The sequence below is a fragment of the Mesorhizobium sp. M0590 genome (genome assembly GCF_040320905.1).
Taxonomy (GTDB): Bacteria; Pseudomonadota; Alphaproteobacteria; order Rhizobiales; family Rhizobiaceae; genus Mesorhizobium.
Genome location: NZ_JAMYQN010000005.1, coordinates 117,524 through 132,914 on the forward strand (window position 1 = coordinate 117,524; position 15,391 = coordinate 132,914).

Genomic DNA, 15,391 nt, shown 5'->3' on the forward strand with positions numbered 1-15,391 from the left:
AAGGCCGGAGGGACAGCCCCATCGCTGCCTTCCAAACGGAGGCGTAGTTGATCGACCATGATCTCTTCTCCCGCGCATTCGCCCCGCTCGAAGCGGCCGTGACCGCATCGCGCATTCCGGGCGGCGTGCTCGGCATAGTTGACGGGGACGGCGAACGCATCGTCCGGGCAATCGGCTCAGCCCAAGTCGTGCCCAAGATACGGCCGATGCATGTCGGGACATGGTTCGACCTGGCATCCCTGACCAAAGTCATCTTCACCACGTCGCGTATCCTGGCGCTGGCGGAAGAAGGCGTCGTCGACCTCGACGCGCCGCTGATTTCCGTCCTGCCCGACCTTCGCCAATATGACGAAAAAGCCTGGGAACGGAACGTAACGTTTCGCCAGTGTCTCGGCCATCAGACACCGTTTCCCCCCGTCGCGCCAATCTACACCTATGGGCGTGACCCCGAGCTGCTGCGCGCGTTCATCCTGCAGCGCGAATGGCAGGCTGGCGAGCCGGTCTATTCCGATATCAACTTCATCCTGCTCGGCTTCGTCCTGGAACGCCTGTCTGGCAAGACCATTCGCGACATAGATCCCGGTCCGGGCTTCGCGTTCTCCGCCGAACCGGATCAAGCGGCGGCGACCGAAGACTGCACATGGCGCCATCGCGTGCTCTGCGGCGAAGTCCACGACGACAATTGCTCGGCCTTGCAAGGTGCCGGTCACGCCGGCCTGTTCGGAACGGCGGCTTCGGTCCTCGACTTTGCGCAAGGGCTGCTGGACGGGACCGGCGCGTCGCAGCGTTCGATCGCGCTGATGCGCACGCCCTTGTCGGCAACCCGCACCCATGGCTGGGAGCGACCCTACGAAGGCTGGTCCGGCGGCCGGCTGTGCAGCCCCGAAACCATCGGGCATACCGGCTTTACCGGTGTCGGGCTGTGGGTCGACTTCGACAAATGCAGAGCCTGGACCTTGCTCACCAACCGGATCCATCCGACACGTCATTTCAACAGCGGGATCGCAGCGCTTCGCCAAGCGGTCGGCGATCTCGTTAACGGAGCCTGACAACCATGATTGCGAAAAATGGCGAACCAATGTGGGCCGTCGGCCTGATGACCGGCACCGTGCTGGACGGCAATATCGACGTCGCGCTGATCAAGACCGACGGCGAACGGATCGTGGATTTCGGCACCTACACGCTGGCCCCCTACCCGCAGTCGATCCGGGCCTTGCTGGAAGAGACGTTGCGCCAGGCAAGGAGCTGGAATTTCACAGGGCCGGAACCGGCAATCTTCCACGAGGCAGAGGAGGCGCTGACGCGCGCCCAATCCGCCGCGGTCAAGGATCTTGTCGAAAGTCACGGTCTGACCATGGCCGATATCGGCGTCGTCGGCTTCCATGGCCAGACCGTGCTGCACCGTGCCCCGCAAGTGGGCCGACTGGGCCAGACCCGCCAGCTTGGCGACGGCGAGCTGATGCATGCCGTCCTTGGCACCAGGGTCGCCTATGACTTCCGCTCGGCCGACATGCGCGCCGGCGGCCAGGGCGCGCCGCTGTCGGCCGCCTATCACGCCGCGCTGCTGCGCGAAGCCGACGCCACCGGCGACACGGCGGTGCTCAATCTCGGCGGCGTCGCCAACATCACCTGGTGGGACGGCACGGACAATGTTGTTGCCTTCGACACCGGGCCCGCCAACGCACCGCTGAACGATTTCATCAAATCGAAGGGGCTCGGCGAAATGGACCGCGACGGCGCCCTTGCCCGCGCCGGCACGGTCGACGAGGCACGGCTGGCCAAGCTCCTGCAGCATCCGTATTTGACCAAACCCTACCCGAAATCGCTGGACCGTTTCGATTTCGGCGCCTCGATGGCGGACGGAATGAACGCCGAGGATGGCGCAGCCCTGCTGACGGCCTTCACCGCGGCCGCCGTCGGCAAGGCGCTCGATCTTCTGCCGCGCCGGCCGAAGCGGCTGGTGGTCAGCGGTGGCGGTCGACACAACCCAACGATCATGGCCATGCTTGCCAGCCGCGCTGGCGTCGAAGCGGTTCCGGCCGAGGCGCTTGGCTGGAAGGGCGATGCGGTGGAGGCGGAGTGTTTTGCGTTCCTGGCAGTGCGCGTGCTCAGAGGCTTGCCGATCAGCTTCCCCAGTACGACCGGCGTGCCCCAGCCGATGCGCGGCGGACGCCTTGCCAGCTAACTAAGCCAACAATTTCTTCTGCAGGAAGATACGGCTGCGGCCAATGGGGAAATCGGCAAGCACGCCGAAGGGCAAATAGCCCTGGCGCTCATAGGCCTTGGCGGCCTTGGGATTGAACGTGTCGATCCAGGCGCCGTGACAGTCGCGCGCGATCGCCTCCCTCTCGGCCGCTTCGAGCATCCTGCCAGCCATGCGGTGACCGCGCAGTTTTTCATCGACCCAGAGCCATTGCACATAGAGCCAGCCCCAGGCTGTATATCCCGAGATGCCGGCGACAATAGCGCCGTGCTCATCGCGCACGAACACGGCCAATGCCTTCCTGCAGGAGGCGCCGACATCACTGTCGTTGAACGCCGCAAGCCGCTCTCCGAGAAAAGCCAGGTCGTGCGGCAAGGGATCGGCGGTTGTCTCAAGCGTTGTATTGTCCATCCACCAAGCATCTATCGAAGGACGGGACCGAGAAGCAAGCCTTGCTGCGCTATAGCTTCGGCGAACGCCACGCCGCTGCCGCAGCAGCGATTAGCATGAGCAAAGCTGCAATCACCGCCGATGCTGCAAAACCGAACGTGGAATAGAGCGGTCCGAACGCCGTGGTGCCGACGAACACCGCAAGATAGGTCACCGCGCTGTTCAAACCCATGATCGTGCCGCGACGCGCAGGGTCGAGCGCCGACAGGCGCATCACCAGGACGTTCAGCCCGAAATGATTGGCAAGGCCCCAGACGGCTATCACCGCTATGGTCAGATGAAAACTACTGCTTGCCGCGGCAATCACGACATAGACGACCGCGACAAGCAGATAGGCAAATGGCATGACACGCCGCGCGCCCAGGCGGTCGATAACGCCGTCAAGAAGTGCCGCCGCACCAAATCCGGCGCCATAAGCGAGCGCGGCCAGCCCGTTGGCGCTGACCGGCCGTCCCAAGCCATTGTGAAGGTGATCGCCAAGATAGCCATAGACACCGTAGAACGCGGTCATGAATGCGGCGCAGGCAACCAGAAGCGGCACTATGCCAGGGACGCTCAAGGCGCCCAGCGGCGTCGGCGCCGGGCCGCTCTTCCTGACATCGCTCAGCGACGTCAGCGCCAGGCTTGCCAATGCGAGTGCTGCGAGCACCGCGACCGCCGCGAAAACGGCGCGCCAATGCACCAGGTCGGCAAGTACGGCCGACAGCGAAACCCCGGCGACCATGCTCAGCGTCCAGCCGGTCAGCACGACGCCTATGGTGCCGCTTTCGCGGCCGGGCGGTGCAATCGCGGCTGAGCTGGCGTAGATTGCCGGCATGGCGACACCTGCAGCGATGCCGGCGAGAAGCTGGGCCGCGACCAGCGCCGTCACCGTCGGCGCAGCAGCGCTGGCGACGAGCGCTATCGCCAGCAGCAGCAACGCTCCTTGCAGCATGCGGCGGGCACCAAGCCGGTCGATATAGCGCGCCAGGAACAAGGCGCTTGCCGACGTCCCGAGCCCGAACGCGGCCGACGCGATCATAACCGCCGGCACGCTTGTGCCGAAGGACGCGGCCACCGCCGGCGCGATCGGACCGAGCACCAGCGAGTTCGAGCCGATCACGGCAATGCACCCCGTCAGCAGGTAAGCGAGTGCCGGGATTGGCGGCTTGGGGGCCGCTGCGAATGTAGCGACTTGATCAGTGTTCGACATATGGCAATAATGGCCGTATTAAATTCTGCATCAATCGGGAATTTTAATATGGATGAAGAAACAGATGGCATTCCGCAGAACAGGCCTGCCGCCCGCGATATCGATGCAACCGACCGAAAAATATTAGGCGTTCTGGTCGACGACGCCACGATCAGCTATGCCGAGCTCGGCGACCGCGTCGGCCTTTCACCGCCGGCAGCCCATGAACGCGTCAAGCGCCTCCGGCGCAGCGGCACCATCCGCAACACCGCGGCCATCATCGACCCCAAGGCGGTGCGCAAGCCGCTGCTCGCCTTCGTCCATATCGATACCAAGGGGTGGGGAAAGACGCCGGAGCTGATGGCGATCTCCGAGCACCCCGAAGTCGAGGAGATCCATTCGGTGGCCGGCGACACATGCATGCTGATCAAGGTCCGCACCGAGGACACGCGGGCACTCGAAGGCCTGCTGTCGCGCCTCTACGAAACGCCTGGCGTCACCTCGACCCGAAGCTATGTGGTCCTGTCGACCTATCTCGAGCGGCCAGTGCAGCCCGGGATAACGACGGAATGGCCGACCCCCCGGCATATGGCCAAGCCGCTTTATTAGCTCAAACGATTCTCACGCGTATCCAAAGTCGAACCGGAAACGTCTTAGGCACTGCATCCTGTGGTCATCCGTCGGGCCGGTTCGTTTGCGCCGGTTCTTGGATCCGACGGGATGCCTGTTGCGCAACCGGAGACACGCGATGAGAAAATTAATCGTAGGCAGCTTCATTTCGCTGGACGGCGTCATCGAAGCACCAATGGAATGGGCGTCACCGTTCTTCGACGAAGAGATGAAGGAACACTCCTATGAAAAGGCCGGCGAGGCGGATTTTTTCCTGCTCGGCCGCGTCACCTACGAAATGTTTTCGGCGCGTTGGCCGCAGGTCAAAGGCAGCAAGTACATGGATCGCATGAACGGGCTGAAGAAGCTCGTCGCGTCGCGCAGCCTCAAGGAAGTGAGCTGGAACGCGTCGCTGATCGAAGGCGACATCGCTGCCGAAATTGCCAGGATCAAGCAGCAGGCCGGCGGCAACATTTTGAAGTACGGAGTGAGCAATCTCGACCAGACGCTGCTCGCCAACAGGCTTGTCGACGAGTATCAGCTCTCGATCGTGCCGACCCGCGTCGGACATGGCAAACGCGCTTTCCAGGATGTCGACCCGTCCCTGGTCAGACTGGAGCTTATAGATACCCACCGTTTCAAGAACGGCGTCATTACGTTGACCTATGTCCCGCTATGATCCGTATGCCATGAAGATGCAGCCAAGACTTGACCCGACCGGGCTTTTCGACGTCCGCTACGCCGGTTTTCTGGAGACAGTCGCGCATTTGCGTGGACGGCTGCACCGCTACTGTGCACGCATGACCGGTTCAACGCTCGACGCCGAAGACGTGATGCAAGAGGCGCTGTTCGAGGCCTATCGGAAGATCGAGAAGCTGGACGATGCGAGTGCTCTTCGCCCCTGGCTTTTTCGCATTGCACATAATCGCTGCATCGATTTTCTGCGAAGCCGGCAGGTGCGTCAGCATGCGGAGGCCAATTTCGCCGAAGACGAGATCATCCTGCCGGTCGAGCCGGCGGGCCAGGGCGCGGATCGCGCGATCGAACGGCTGGTGATCCACCTGCCGCCCAAAGAACGCGCCTGCGTCCTGCTCAAGGACGTCTTCGACTATTCGCTGGAAGAGATCGCCGACCTCGTCGGCTCGACCGTGGGCGGCGTCAAGGCTGCGTTGAGCCGTGGCCGTTCGAAATTGGCCGCCTTGTCAGGCGACCCAATCGTCCGTTCGGAGCCCCAACGCGATCCGGAATTCCTGGAATTGCTCAGCCGCTATGTCGAACTGTTCAACCGCCGCGATTGGGATGGGGTACGGGCGTTGACCAGCGCCGACGCACAATTGCGTGTCGCGGATTGCTTCAAGGGCAGGCTGTCGGAATCACCTTACTTCGTTGAATATGAAAGAGCCTCGACGACCTGGAAAATGGCGGTTGGCGAGATCGATGGCCAGGCGGTGCTGCTAGTGCTCCACCATGGCGAAAACGGTTGGAAGCCGGCCCATCCGGTTCGGATCGAAGCCGCCGGCGGGACCATAAATCGCATCGCCGATTACTATGCCTGCCCTTGGATCATGCCGGCGGCAGGTGCGGTGGTCGTTTCCAGGCCGGCCTAACCAGCGGCAGGACATGCAAGTGGCCGGCATCAACCTCATTGAAATGGGATCGACGCCGGACAAGACATAGGCGGCTTACTGAAGCTTCGCCTGCAGGGCGTTGACGTCATCCGTCGTCATTTCGCCGTCGGTCGTCACCTTGCCATCGACGATCTTCCAGAGGCGGAACGGGCCGGTGATGTCGCCGTATTTGTCGAAGGCGACCGGGCCGATGACGCCTTTGTAGCGGATCGGCTTGCCATCCTTGATCAGGCCGAGCGCCTTGGCGAACTCGTCCTTGCCGGCATAGATCGGCGTGCCGGCCGGGTCGACCGCCTTGTACATCGCGTCCTTGATCTTGGCCGGATCCTCGGAGCCGGCAATGGCGATGGCCAAGCCGACGATGGCGCCGGCATCATACGACCGGTCGGCCGCCGGGTTCGACGGTTCGATGCCCGAAAATTCCTTGTAGTTCTTGGTGAAATACTCGGTCGATGCGGTCGGACTGGTGCCGGAGGAAGTGCCGTACGCATCCTTCAGGTAATCCGCGCCAACGGATTCGATGAAGTCCGGGCTGTTCATGCCGTCATTGAGCAGGAATTTCTGGACACCGCCCTGCGAAATCCAGGTGCGGGCGATGGTTGCGCCGTCGACAGGCGTGCTGACGAGATAAAGCCCGTCGGGCTCGCCAGCCATCGCCGCCGTCACTTCCGAGGCATAGCTCGACTGCTTTTCATTGTAGGGCGTGTCGGAGACAATGGTGCCGCCGAGTGCCTTATAGGCGCGCGAAAATTCCGCCACCATGTTGACGCCGAAGTCGTTGTTGACGTGGATGACCGACAGCTTCTTGAAGCCTTTGTCGATGGCATATTTGGCGGCAGCGACGCCCTGCAGCGCATCAGATGTGATGGTGCGGAAGAAGATGCCGTTGGTCTTGCCGTCGCGCCCGAGCGCCGTCAGCGTCGGCGACGAGGAAGCAGGCGACACCTGGACTATCTTGGCCGGAGCGGTGACCGAGGTCAGGATCGGGATCGACACCGAGGAGATGATGCCGCCGATGATCACCGGCACCTTCTTGACCTGCACGAGCTGCGTCGCGGCGTCGACCGCAATGTTGCCCTGGCTCTGGCTGTCGCGCGTGTCGGTCGCGAGATCGCAGCCGCGGACGCCGCCCGCATCGTTGATGTCGCGGAAGGCCATCTCGACCGATTTGGCGCCGGCCTGGCCGTACTCGCCGGCCGGGCCCGTCAGTTCCATGACGAGGCCGACGGTGATCTTGCAATCGGCGGCTTGCGCTGCGCCGGCCGCTGTCAGCAGTGCGAGCGCGGTGGTGATCTGAAGTATGGTCTTTTTCATTGTTGTTCCCCTTTCGTTACACGACTCTCATTGATGTCTTGAGCCTGTTCAGCCTTCCGGCATCTGCAGCCAGGTTTCATGCAGATGTCGCCATTCGACGCCGTTGGGCGCCGATGAACTGGTGGTGAAAACGGCACTCGAGCGGCGGCGGCTATGTTTGCCGGCGCGCTGCTGCGCTTCGATGTAGCTGACGACGATCGTGTCGCCTTGTTGCCAGCCGGCCCGGATTTCCTCGATCGAGATGGTGAAATCGCCGTCACAAGTGGCGCGGCTTGCCCTGACATGGTCGAGCACCGCGTCACGATCGAGGACCTGGCCATCCGGCACAACCATGCAGAAGCCTTCGCCCATGACGCGTTCGAAGCGCCTGAAATCTGCATTGTCCGCACTCGCCGCATTGAACCAGTCGACGAAGAAGCGGTGGAGATCGACCACCTCGGCGCTGGCGCGGGAAAGCAAGGAGGGCTTTTCGTCCATGGCCGCGTTCATTTCCTGCCTGCATTCAAATTGTAATGCATGATCGAGCCGTGGCGGCCGTGACGGTCGCGTTCCAATGTGTAGACGTCGCCCAGCGGCCCACGGCTTTGCGCGATCACGGCAGCGATCCTCGCCCGGTCGTCGGCATCGAGCGCGACGTCCATGATTCTGGCATTGGCAAGGGCGTGCGCCTGGTTGCGGGCGCCGACGATGACGGCCGCCACTTGCGGCTGCTCCAGCACCCAGGCGCTGGCGATGGTGGCGATATCGACGCCGTGGCGGTCGGCGACGGCCTTCAGTGTGCGAAGCAACTCCTGGAAAAGCTCCCAGCCACCAAAGTCGTCAATGATCAGCTTGTATTTGACCAGCGATCGGTTTTCGAGCGGCGTCTGCGGCTCGGCAGCGCTAAGCCATTTTTCGCTGAGGAAGCCGCCCGCCACCGAACCGTAGCAGAGGAAACTGACGCCGTGCCGGCTGGCGAGCGCTGCAAGTCTGTTGGCTGGCCGCTGGTCGAGCACCGAGTATTGCAATTGCTGGCTGACCAGCGGCACACCGGCGGCCAGGATCTCGGCCAACCGCGGCGTGTCGAAGTTCGTGGTGCCGATGTTGCGCACCTTGCCTTCCCTGCGGATTTCGTTGAGCCAGCCCATCGCTTCGACGTAGCCGGGCAGCGCATAGTCCCACCAGTGGAACTGCACGAGATCGAGCCGCTCGGTCTTCAGCCGCCGCAGCGACTGCTCGACGATGCCTCTGATGTAGTCGCGGCTGATATTGGAAAGCCTTTCCAGGTCAGGCACCAGCTTGGTGTGCACCTTCATTTTGGTGGCAGCGTCGAGGCCACGCTCATTGGCAAGGCGCAGGCGCGCCGCGCCGATCAGCTCTTCGACACCGGTATAGATATCGGCGCAATCATAGGTCCTGATGCCGGCGTCGAAGGTGGCGATCAGGTCAGTTACCGCCTGTTGGCGGTCGATCGCGCCGTGCCCGCCGGCAAGCTGCCAGCCGCCGCGAATAACGCGCGAGATCGTGTAGCCGGGGCTGAGCTCGAAAGCCTTGGCGGTCATCTCCGGTCATTCTCCTTCGGCAGCGGCACCGCCGTCGTTTCGGCATGGCTGAACCGCTGCTTGCCGGTCCTGACGATCCGGAGCCGGCTGGCACAATTGGGATCCGGACAAGCGATCTCGGCGTCCGACGTCATCCAGTCGTTCCTGTGGGTCGGGCGCTGCTTTGCGGCCAGAAGCGGCAACACTGCCGCAATGGAATAGATCGAGAAACCTTGCCCCGCCGGCATCGACAGCATCTCGCCGTTCAACTCGAAATAGTCGCCGGGCTTGGCGCCGCAATAGATCGGCTTGCCCTCGGGGATAACCGCCTCGACGCGAAGGTCGAAGAGTTCGAAACTGTCGTCGGTCTCAGCCATTCAGATCTCCACCCGGGTGAAGGTGATGTCGCAGGCACCGTTGCGGCGGATCACGCCACAAGCGGCTGCGAATTTATCGCGATCCTCAGGCACCACCTGCGCGACGACGCTTCCGGCAAGCCAGCCGATCGGGAACAGCAGGCGTGCACCCGCTCCGTAGAACAGGCCGACGTCAAAGATGGCATTCGGGTTGCCGCCCCACATGCGCGGCGGCACGTAGGACAACACGATGTCGCCCGGCTGCGGCGTCAGCGTTGCGTTCTCCGCTGGCAAGGGCCTGGCATAGGTTTGGCCCTCAAGTTCGGCTGATGGAACCGGGCAGGAGATTTCCGGCCCCGTCCACATAGCATGGATGCCGGCAACGACGCGCGGCTGCTCGAGATACGCCAGCAGGAAGGCAGCGTTGTCGGGCGCCTTTTCAGGCAACAGCAGCGCGGTCACGGAAAGCATCGAGTGTGGCTCGGTGATGTTGATGCCAGGCACCGTCATGCCCTCTATCCTTCTTTGCTTGTGGATTGGAGCTTGTCGCGCAGAAAGGCGAAGGGCCGGCTGATGTCGGCCACCAGCGCCTCGCGCGCCGCTTGCGCATCCTGCCTGGAAAGCGCTGCGACGATGCTGCGGTGGTAGTGGGCCGTATCGACCTCGCCGGCGTCGGAGAAGGCGTAAATGGCAACGCGGATGCAAGGCCCGGATTGCAACCACAGGCTCTCGATCATCGGGATCAGCACGGCGGAACCGCAGCAACGGTAGATCTCGAAATGGAAGCTCTGGTTGAGCGTGGCCTCGCGGTCGATATCCTTCTTGTGCTTCAGCGCCCGCATCTCGTCCCACTCGCCGAGCATGGCTTCGACCGAAGCGATCTGGCGCGGGTTCATGCGCGTGGCGGCCAGGGCGATCGCTTCGCCCTCGATCAGGGAGCGGGCCCGCAAGAGGTCGTCGATGCGCTCCAGCGTGATCGGCGGCACGCGCACTGAGCGGTTGGGAAGCGCCTCCAGCGCCTTCTCGGTGATCAGCCGTCCGAGCGCCTCGCGCACCGGCATGGTGCTGGTGACCAGCGCGTCGGCGAGGCCGCGGATGGTCAGAACCTGGCTCGGCTCGAAAAGACCGCCGATCAAGGCGCGGCGCAGCTCCGAATAGACGCGATCCTGCACGGTCTCGCGGCCGACCGGCGTAAGCTGGGCTGCGATCATCTCATTGTTCTTTTCGATGGCGGCCTTCTGCATAGGCAATCCCGGTCTTGGCCGTTTTCGGCTTGCGGAAGAAATTAAAGCCGAATAGCGTGATCAAAGCAAGCGTGATCACAAATCAAATCATAGGCGACGAAGATCGCTTTTCGGCCAGAGGAATTGATGAGCGACACGACGGAACGGCAGGAGGAGATCCGTACGCCGGTCCTCACGGCCAGGAACGTCCTCAGACGCTTCGGCGGCCTGGTCGCGGTCAACAATGTCTCGTTCGACGTCCGGCCGGGCGAAATACTTGGCCTTATCGGCCCGAACGGCGCCGGCAAGACCACGATGTTCGACCTGCTCGCCGGCAGCATTCTGCCGACCAGCGGCGAAATCCTCCTCAACGGCGTATCGGTGTCGGGGGAAGCTGCCCATCGCCGCATTGGCCGCGGCCTTGGCCGCACGTTCCAGATCCCCCGGCCCTTGCCTAACCTGACGCTGATCGAAAACGTTATGCTGGCCGCGCAAGGGCAGGCCGGAGAAAAACTGCTCGCCAATTTCCTGACGCCCCGGCGGGTCGCTGCCGAAGAAAGGGCTGCCGAGACAAGAGCCGTCGAACTGCTCGAGCTCGTCACGATCGCTCACCTCGCGCACGAACCTGCGCGCGTGCTTTCAGGCGGCCAGCGCAAGCTGCTCGAGTTGGCCCGCGTGATGATGGCCGACCCGGCGATCATCCTGCTCGACGAGCCGGCGGCCGGGGTCAACGCAACCCTGCTCGAGATCATTATCGACCGCATCCGCGACATCAATGCGCGCGGCATCACCTTCCTGCTGATCGAGCACAATATCGACATGGTGACGCGGCTTTGCCACCGCGTGCTGGTCATGGCGAGCGGCCAGCTTCTGTGCGAAGGCACCCCGGAGGAGGCGGCGCGCGACCCGCGCGTCATCGAGGCCTACCTCGGAGGCACGGCATGAGCCAAAAGGTACTCGATGTCCGCGATCTCGAAGCCGGCTACGAGCCTGGCGTTCCGATCGTGCGCGGCGCTTCGATCACCGTCGACCAGGGCGAGATCGTCGTCGTTCTCGGTCCCAACGGCGCCGGCAAGTCGAGCCTTATCAAGGCCATCGCCGGCCTTGTCCCGATCACCGGCGGCACGGTGCTGCTGGACGGCAAGGATATCACGGCGTCGCCCGCTCACATCATGGTCCGCCTTGGCCTTGCCTTCGTGCCACAGACAGAGAACATCTTCCCGCTAATGTCGGTCGAGGACAATCTCAGGGTCGCCTGCGGCATCCTGAGGCCGCGCGAGGTCCCAGCCCGCATCGAGGAAATGTATGCGGCCTTTCCCGATCTCGCCCGTCAGCGCAGAACGGCCGCGGGCAATCTGTCGGGTGGACAGCGGCAGATGCTGGCCGTCGCGCGGGCGTTGATCGTCCATCCCAAGGTGCTGGTGCTCGACGAGCCGTCGGCCGGCCTGTCGCCGAAATTCGTGGCGATGGTGTTCGAGATGCTGGCCGGCATCCGAAAGTCCGGCGTCACCATTCTGCTGGTCGAACAGAACGCCAAGGCAGCGCTTGCCATTGGAGACCGCGCCTATGTGCTGGTCGAGGGCAAGGAGCGGCACCAGGGCGTCGCCTCCGAGCTCTGGAACGACCCGGTCGTCGCTGAACTCTATCTTGGCCAGCGCCGCCTCGACCTTGGACAAGGAAGCGCGGCATGAACCTGCAATTCGTCGTCGACGGACTGCTGGCAGGGTCGATGATCGGCCTCGGCGCCATCGGCGTGACACTCACCTATTCGATCCTGCGCTTCTCGAACTTCGCCCATGGCGACTTCATGGCCTGGGGCGCCTATGCGACGCTCGCCGTGGTTGGCGCCATTGGCGCGATTTTCGGCAAGATCGCGCCGATCGCGCCCCTCTCCTTCGGTTGGCCGCTGATCGTCGCGCTCATCATCGGCATGGCGGCCACCGGCCTGCTGGCGCTGGCGCTCGACATGGTGCTGTTCGCGCGGCTGCGGGCCAAGGGGCAGGCGATCATCGTGGTGATGGCGAGCTTCGGCGCCTCGATGGCGCTGAGAAGCCTGCTCGAATTCATCTTCACCTCGCGTCCGACCTATTTCAGCCGGGCGATCCAGATCGCGATGCCGATAGGCTTCGGCATCCGCATCACCCCGGACCAGATCGCGCTGCTGCTGCTGACCGCCGTGCTGGTGCTCGGCGTGCATCTCCTGATGACGCGCACCCAGACCGGCCGCTCGATGCAGGCATTGAGCCAGAACGCGGCACTTGCCCGCATCGTCGGCATCGACGTCGCCAGGGTGGTGCGCGTCACCTGGATCATCGGCGGCGCGCTGGCCTGCGTCGCCGGCGTCATGATCGGCATTCTGATCCAGATCCGCCCGTTCATGGGTTTCGAGATGCTGCTGCCGATGTTCGCGGCCGCCATCCTCGGCGGCATCGGCAGCGTGCCCGGCGCCGTTCTCGGCGGCCTGATCATCGGCATGGCCGAAGCGGCTGCCGTGCAATTGATCGGCGCCGAATGGCGGGCAGCCGTCTCCTTCATCATCCTGATGGCGGTGCTGTTCGTGCGGCCCATCGGCCTTTTCGGAGTGAGGGAACGCTGATGGATCTGCTCGGTTACGGCGCCTTCTTCCTGACCACCGCGCTGATCTTTTCGCTCATCACGCTCGGGCTCAATCTGCAATGGGGGCTGACCGGGCTTTTCAATGTCGGGGTCGCCGGCTTCGTTGCCATCGGCGCCTACACCTCGGCGCTGCTGACCACGCCCGACGATGCCGCGCGCCTGGGCGGCTTCGACCTGCCGATCCTTATCGGCTGGCTTGGCGCCATGCTGTTGGGCGGCGTCGCCGCCGCCATCACCGGCATTGCCACGCTACGTCTGAGATCGGACTATCTGGCGATCACTACTTTCGGCGTCGCCGTCGTCGTGCAACTGGTAGCGCTCAATGCCCAGAAGCTGACCGGCGGGCCGTTCGGCATCGGCTTCATTCCGCGTCCGTTCGGCGGTCTTGCCGAAACGCCGTTGCTGTTCAACCTTTCGAACCTTGCGATCGTCTCGGTGGTGACGCTGATCGTCTATCTCGCGCTGGAGCATCTGTCGCGCAGCCCGTGGGGGCGCGTGTTGAAGGCGCTTCGCGAGGATGAGCGGGCCGCGATATCCCTAGGCAAAAGCGCACGGTTCTACCGCGTCCAGGCCTTTGCCGTCGGTGGCGCCATCATGGCGCTTGCCGGTGCGCTGCAGGCGCATTTCACCGGCTTCATCGCGCCGGACAATTATTTGCCGGCGCTGACTTTCCAGGTCTGGGTGATGCTGATCGTCGGTGGCTCGGGCAGCAACATCGGCGCCGTCATCGGCAGCATCCTGGTCTGGGCGATATGGGCCGGATCGGGAGCCTTGACCAGTATGTTGTTCTCGCCCGAACAACAGGCCCGCGCCGCTTCGCTGCAGATCGTCGCCATCGGCGTGATGCTGTGCGTCATCCTTCTGGTCAGGCCGAACGGCCTGTTTGGCGACAGGCCGCGGCGTCCAAGGTTCGGCAAGCGTGCACGCGTGGCCTCGAGCGAGAGCGGCTCATGAACGCTGTGACCCGGCCGCACGGCGTTTCCCTTTGGCATGCCGTCAGCCGCAGTCGCCGCGACCGGCCCACCCTCGAAGGCGCACTCGATGTCGATCTGGCAATTGTCGGCGGCGGGTTTTCAGGCCTTTCCACCGCGCTGCACAGTGCCGAGAAAGGCATCTCGGTTGCCGTCCTCGAGGCGGAAATCATCGCCTGGGGGGCAACCGGCAGGAATGCCGGCTTCGTCGTGCCGAATTTCGCGAAAAGAGACCCCGACGATATCATTGCCCAGCTCGGGCCCGAACGCGGCGAACGCCTTGTCGATTTCGCCGCCGGCAGCGCCGACCTCGTCTTCGACCTGATCAGGCGGCATGCCATCGAATGCGATGCCGTCCAGAGCGGCTGGATACAACCAGCCCATTCACCGGCCGCTTTGCAAAAGACCAGATCGCGCGCCGAACAATGGGCACCACGCGCAAGGCCGGCTGTTGCGCTGGATAGACAGGCGGTCGAAGAGCTGACCGGCGTTCGCGGTTATCTCGGCGGCTGGATCGACAGATCGGGTGGCGTCCTCAATCCGGTCGAATATGCGCGCGGATTGGCCGACGCGGCGGAAAAGGCCGGAGCGCGCATCTTCGAGCATACGCGTGTCGCGTCGATCGATCACATAGGCGATGGTTGGGCTTTGAAGACGGCCTCCGGTTCGGTACGCGCAGGAAAGGTGCTGGTCGCCACCAACGCCTATGGCGGAGCGCTGGATCGCGCGTTGCAGCGAACCTATTTCCCGCTGAAAATCTTCCAGATCGCGACAGCGCCGCTGCCGCGCGAAATACGCACTCGCCTGCTTCCTGGCGGGCAAGGCGTCGGCGACACAAGACGCAATCTCTTCACCTTCCGCTTCGACAGCGAAAACAGGCTGATAACCGGCGGCATGCATATTTTTGGTCCCGGCGCCGACGCCCGCGTGCCGCGGGCGATCTGGCGGCGACTGGCCAAGCATCTCGATCTTCCGGAAATCCCGCCGCTTGAATATAGCTGGTCCGGGATGGCTGCCGTCGAGCCCGACTTCCTGCCGCACCTCGTCGATCTCGGCCCCGGGCTGATCGCCGGCTTGGCGTGCAACGGACGCGGCATCGCCATGACCACTGCGATGGGCAAGGTGCTTGCGGATTGGGCTGATGGAACAAAACCTCAGGATTTGCCGCTGCCGTTTGCGCCGCCGTCGCCGATCCCGTTCCATAGCCTGATGCGGCATGCACCAAACATGGTGCTCCCCTGGAGCATGCTGCGCGACCGGCTGGATGGCTGATCGACGTGCGTCTCCGGCCGCCGTCCTGATGCCCGAACTGCTAGACTCGCCCACATCA

The 15,391-nt window shown here is 63.5% G+C and carries 18 protein-coding genes; 10 read left to right on the forward strand and 8 right to left on the reverse strand.

Annotated elements, in window-relative coordinates; translation table 11 throughout:
• Positions 1 to 47: 47 nt before the first annotated feature.
• A complete protein-coding gene (locus tag NKI52_RS10835; RefSeq protein ID WP_352697929.1) occupies positions 48 to 1,049 on the forward strand; it encodes a serine hydrolase domain-containing protein in 1,002 nt (333 codons plus the stop codon).
• A gap of 5 nt (positions 1,050 to 1,054) precedes the next feature.
• Positions 1,055 to 2,185, forward strand: a complete 1,131-nt coding sequence (locus tag NKI52_RS10840) for an anhydro-N-acetylmuramic acid kinase (RefSeq protein ID WP_352697931.1) — start codon at positions 1,055 to 1,057, stop codon at positions 2,183 to 2,185.
• Here the strand turns inward: NKI52_RS10840 and NKI52_RS10845 are convergent, their stop codons facing one another.
• Together NKI52_RS10845 and NKI52_RS10850 are read right to left on the reverse strand one after the other, a co-directional pair.
• On the reverse strand, positions 2,186 to 2,614 hold the full coding sequence (locus NKI52_RS10845) for a GNAT family N-acetyltransferase (RefSeq protein WP_352697933.1): 429 nt from the start codon (positions 2,612 to 2,614) through the stop codon (positions 2,186 to 2,188). It abuts the gene before it with no gap.
• A 49-nt stretch (positions 2,615 to 2,663) separates the two neighbouring features.
• The gene (locus NKI52_RS10850) at positions 2,664 to 3,845 is read right to left on the reverse strand and encodes an MFS transporter (RefSeq protein ID WP_023676054.1); all 1,182 of its coding nucleotides are present in this window, start codon (positions 3,843 to 3,845) and stop codon (positions 2,664 to 2,666) included.
• Between the two features lie 48 nt (positions 3,846 to 3,893).
• Here NKI52_RS10850 and NKI52_RS10855 point away from each other — a divergent pair, with 48 nt between their 5' ends.
• The 3 genes from NKI52_RS10855 (at position 3,894) to NKI52_RS10865 (ending at position 6,040) form a co-directional block, all read left to right on the forward strand.
• On the forward strand, positions 3,894 to 4,433 hold the full coding sequence (locus tag NKI52_RS10855) for an Lrp/AsnC family transcriptional regulator (protein ID WP_023676055.1): 540 nt from the start codon (positions 3,894 to 3,896) through the stop codon (positions 4,431 to 4,433).
• Between the two features lie 139 nt (positions 4,434 to 4,572).
• Positions 4,573 to 5,112 (forward strand): dihydrofolate reductase family protein, encoded by a 540-nt coding sequence (locus tag NKI52_RS10860; RefSeq protein WP_023676056.1) that lies wholly within the window; start codon positions 4,573 to 4,575, stop codon positions 5,110 to 5,112.
• Between the two features lie 10 nt (positions 5,113 to 5,122).
• Complete coding sequence (locus tag NKI52_RS10865) at positions 5,123 to 6,040, forward strand: sigma-70 family RNA polymerase sigma factor (protein ID WP_036238331.1); 918 nt, start codon at positions 5,123 to 5,125, stop codon at positions 6,038 to 6,040.
• Between the two features lie 75 nt (positions 6,041 to 6,115).
• On the opposite strand, the gene NKI52_RS10870 is transcribed toward NKI52_RS10865, so the two are convergent.
• From NKI52_RS10870 to NKI52_RS10895, 6 genes are read right to left on the reverse strand one after another with little or no spacing between them, the layout of a single operon-like run.
• The gene (locus NKI52_RS10870) at positions 6,116 to 7,375 is read right to left on the reverse strand and encodes an ABC transporter substrate-binding protein (RefSeq protein WP_023676058.1); all 1,260 of its coding nucleotides are present in this window, start codon (positions 7,373 to 7,375) and stop codon (positions 6,116 to 6,118) included.
• Positions 7,376 to 7,423: 48 nt separating this feature from the next.
• On the reverse strand, positions 7,424 to 7,852 hold the full coding sequence (locus NKI52_RS10875) for a DUF4440 domain-containing protein (protein ID WP_023676059.1): 429 nt from the start codon (positions 7,850 to 7,852) through the stop codon (positions 7,424 to 7,426).
• Between the two features lie 8 nt (positions 7,853 to 7,860).
• Positions 7,861 to 8,916: an aldo/keto reductase gene (locus tag NKI52_RS10880; protein WP_023676060.1), complete on the reverse strand. Its 1,056-nt coding sequence runs from the start codon at positions 8,914 to 8,916 to the stop codon at positions 7,861 to 7,863.
• A complete protein-coding gene (locus NKI52_RS10885) occupies positions 8,913 to 9,272 on the reverse strand; it encodes a TIGR04076 family protein (protein WP_352697935.1) in 360 nt (119 codons plus the stop codon). Before NKI52_RS10885 ends, NKI52_RS10880 begins: the two co-directional genes overlap by 4 nt.
• Positions 9,273 to 9,761 (reverse strand): DUF3830 family protein, encoded by a 489-nt coding sequence (locus NKI52_RS10890; RefSeq protein WP_031211593.1) that lies wholly within the window; start codon positions 9,759 to 9,761, stop codon positions 9,273 to 9,275.
• Between the two features lie 5 nt (positions 9,762 to 9,766).
• Entirely contained in the window at positions 9,767 to 10,495 is a 729-nt protein-coding gene (locus tag NKI52_RS10895; protein ID WP_023676063.1) for a GntR family transcriptional regulator, read from the reverse strand.
• 126 nt (positions 10,496 to 10,621) lie between these two features.
• On the opposite strand from NKI52_RS10895, the gene NKI52_RS10900 reads away from it, so the two are divergent.
• Genes NKI52_RS10900 through NKI52_RS10920 form a run of 5 tightly spaced genes read left to right on the forward strand, consistent with a single transcriptional unit; the run spans position 10,622 to position 15,333 of the window.
• Entirely contained in the window at positions 10,622 to 11,419 is a 798-nt protein-coding gene (locus NKI52_RS10900; RefSeq protein WP_352697936.1) for an ABC transporter ATP-binding protein, read from the forward strand.
• Positions 11,416 to 12,165, forward strand: coding sequence for an ABC transporter ATP-binding protein (locus tag NKI52_RS10905; protein ID WP_352452381.1), 750 nt, complete (start codon positions 11,416 to 11,418; stop codon positions 12,163 to 12,165). The genes NKI52_RS10900 and NKI52_RS10905 overlap by 4 nt, the downstream gene beginning before the upstream one ends.
• Positions 12,162 to 13,070, forward strand: a complete 909-nt coding sequence (locus tag NKI52_RS10910) for a branched-chain amino acid ABC transporter permease (RefSeq protein ID WP_023676066.1) — start codon at positions 12,162 to 12,164, stop codon at positions 13,068 to 13,070. Before NKI52_RS10905 ends, NKI52_RS10910 begins: the two co-directional genes overlap by 4 nt.
• Positions 13,067 to 14,044, forward strand: coding sequence for a branched-chain amino acid ABC transporter permease (locus NKI52_RS10915; protein ID WP_352569443.1), 978 nt, complete (start codon positions 13,067 to 13,069; stop codon positions 14,042 to 14,044). Before NKI52_RS10910 ends, NKI52_RS10915 begins: the two co-directional genes overlap by 4 nt.
• The gene (locus tag NKI52_RS10920; RefSeq protein ID WP_352697938.1) at positions 14,041 to 15,333 is read left to right on the forward strand and encodes an NAD(P)/FAD-dependent oxidoreductase; all 1,293 of its coding nucleotides are present in this window, start codon (positions 14,041 to 14,043) and stop codon (positions 15,331 to 15,333) included. Before NKI52_RS10915 ends, NKI52_RS10920 begins: the two co-directional genes overlap by 4 nt.
• Positions 15,334 to 15,391: the final 58 nt, after the last annotated feature.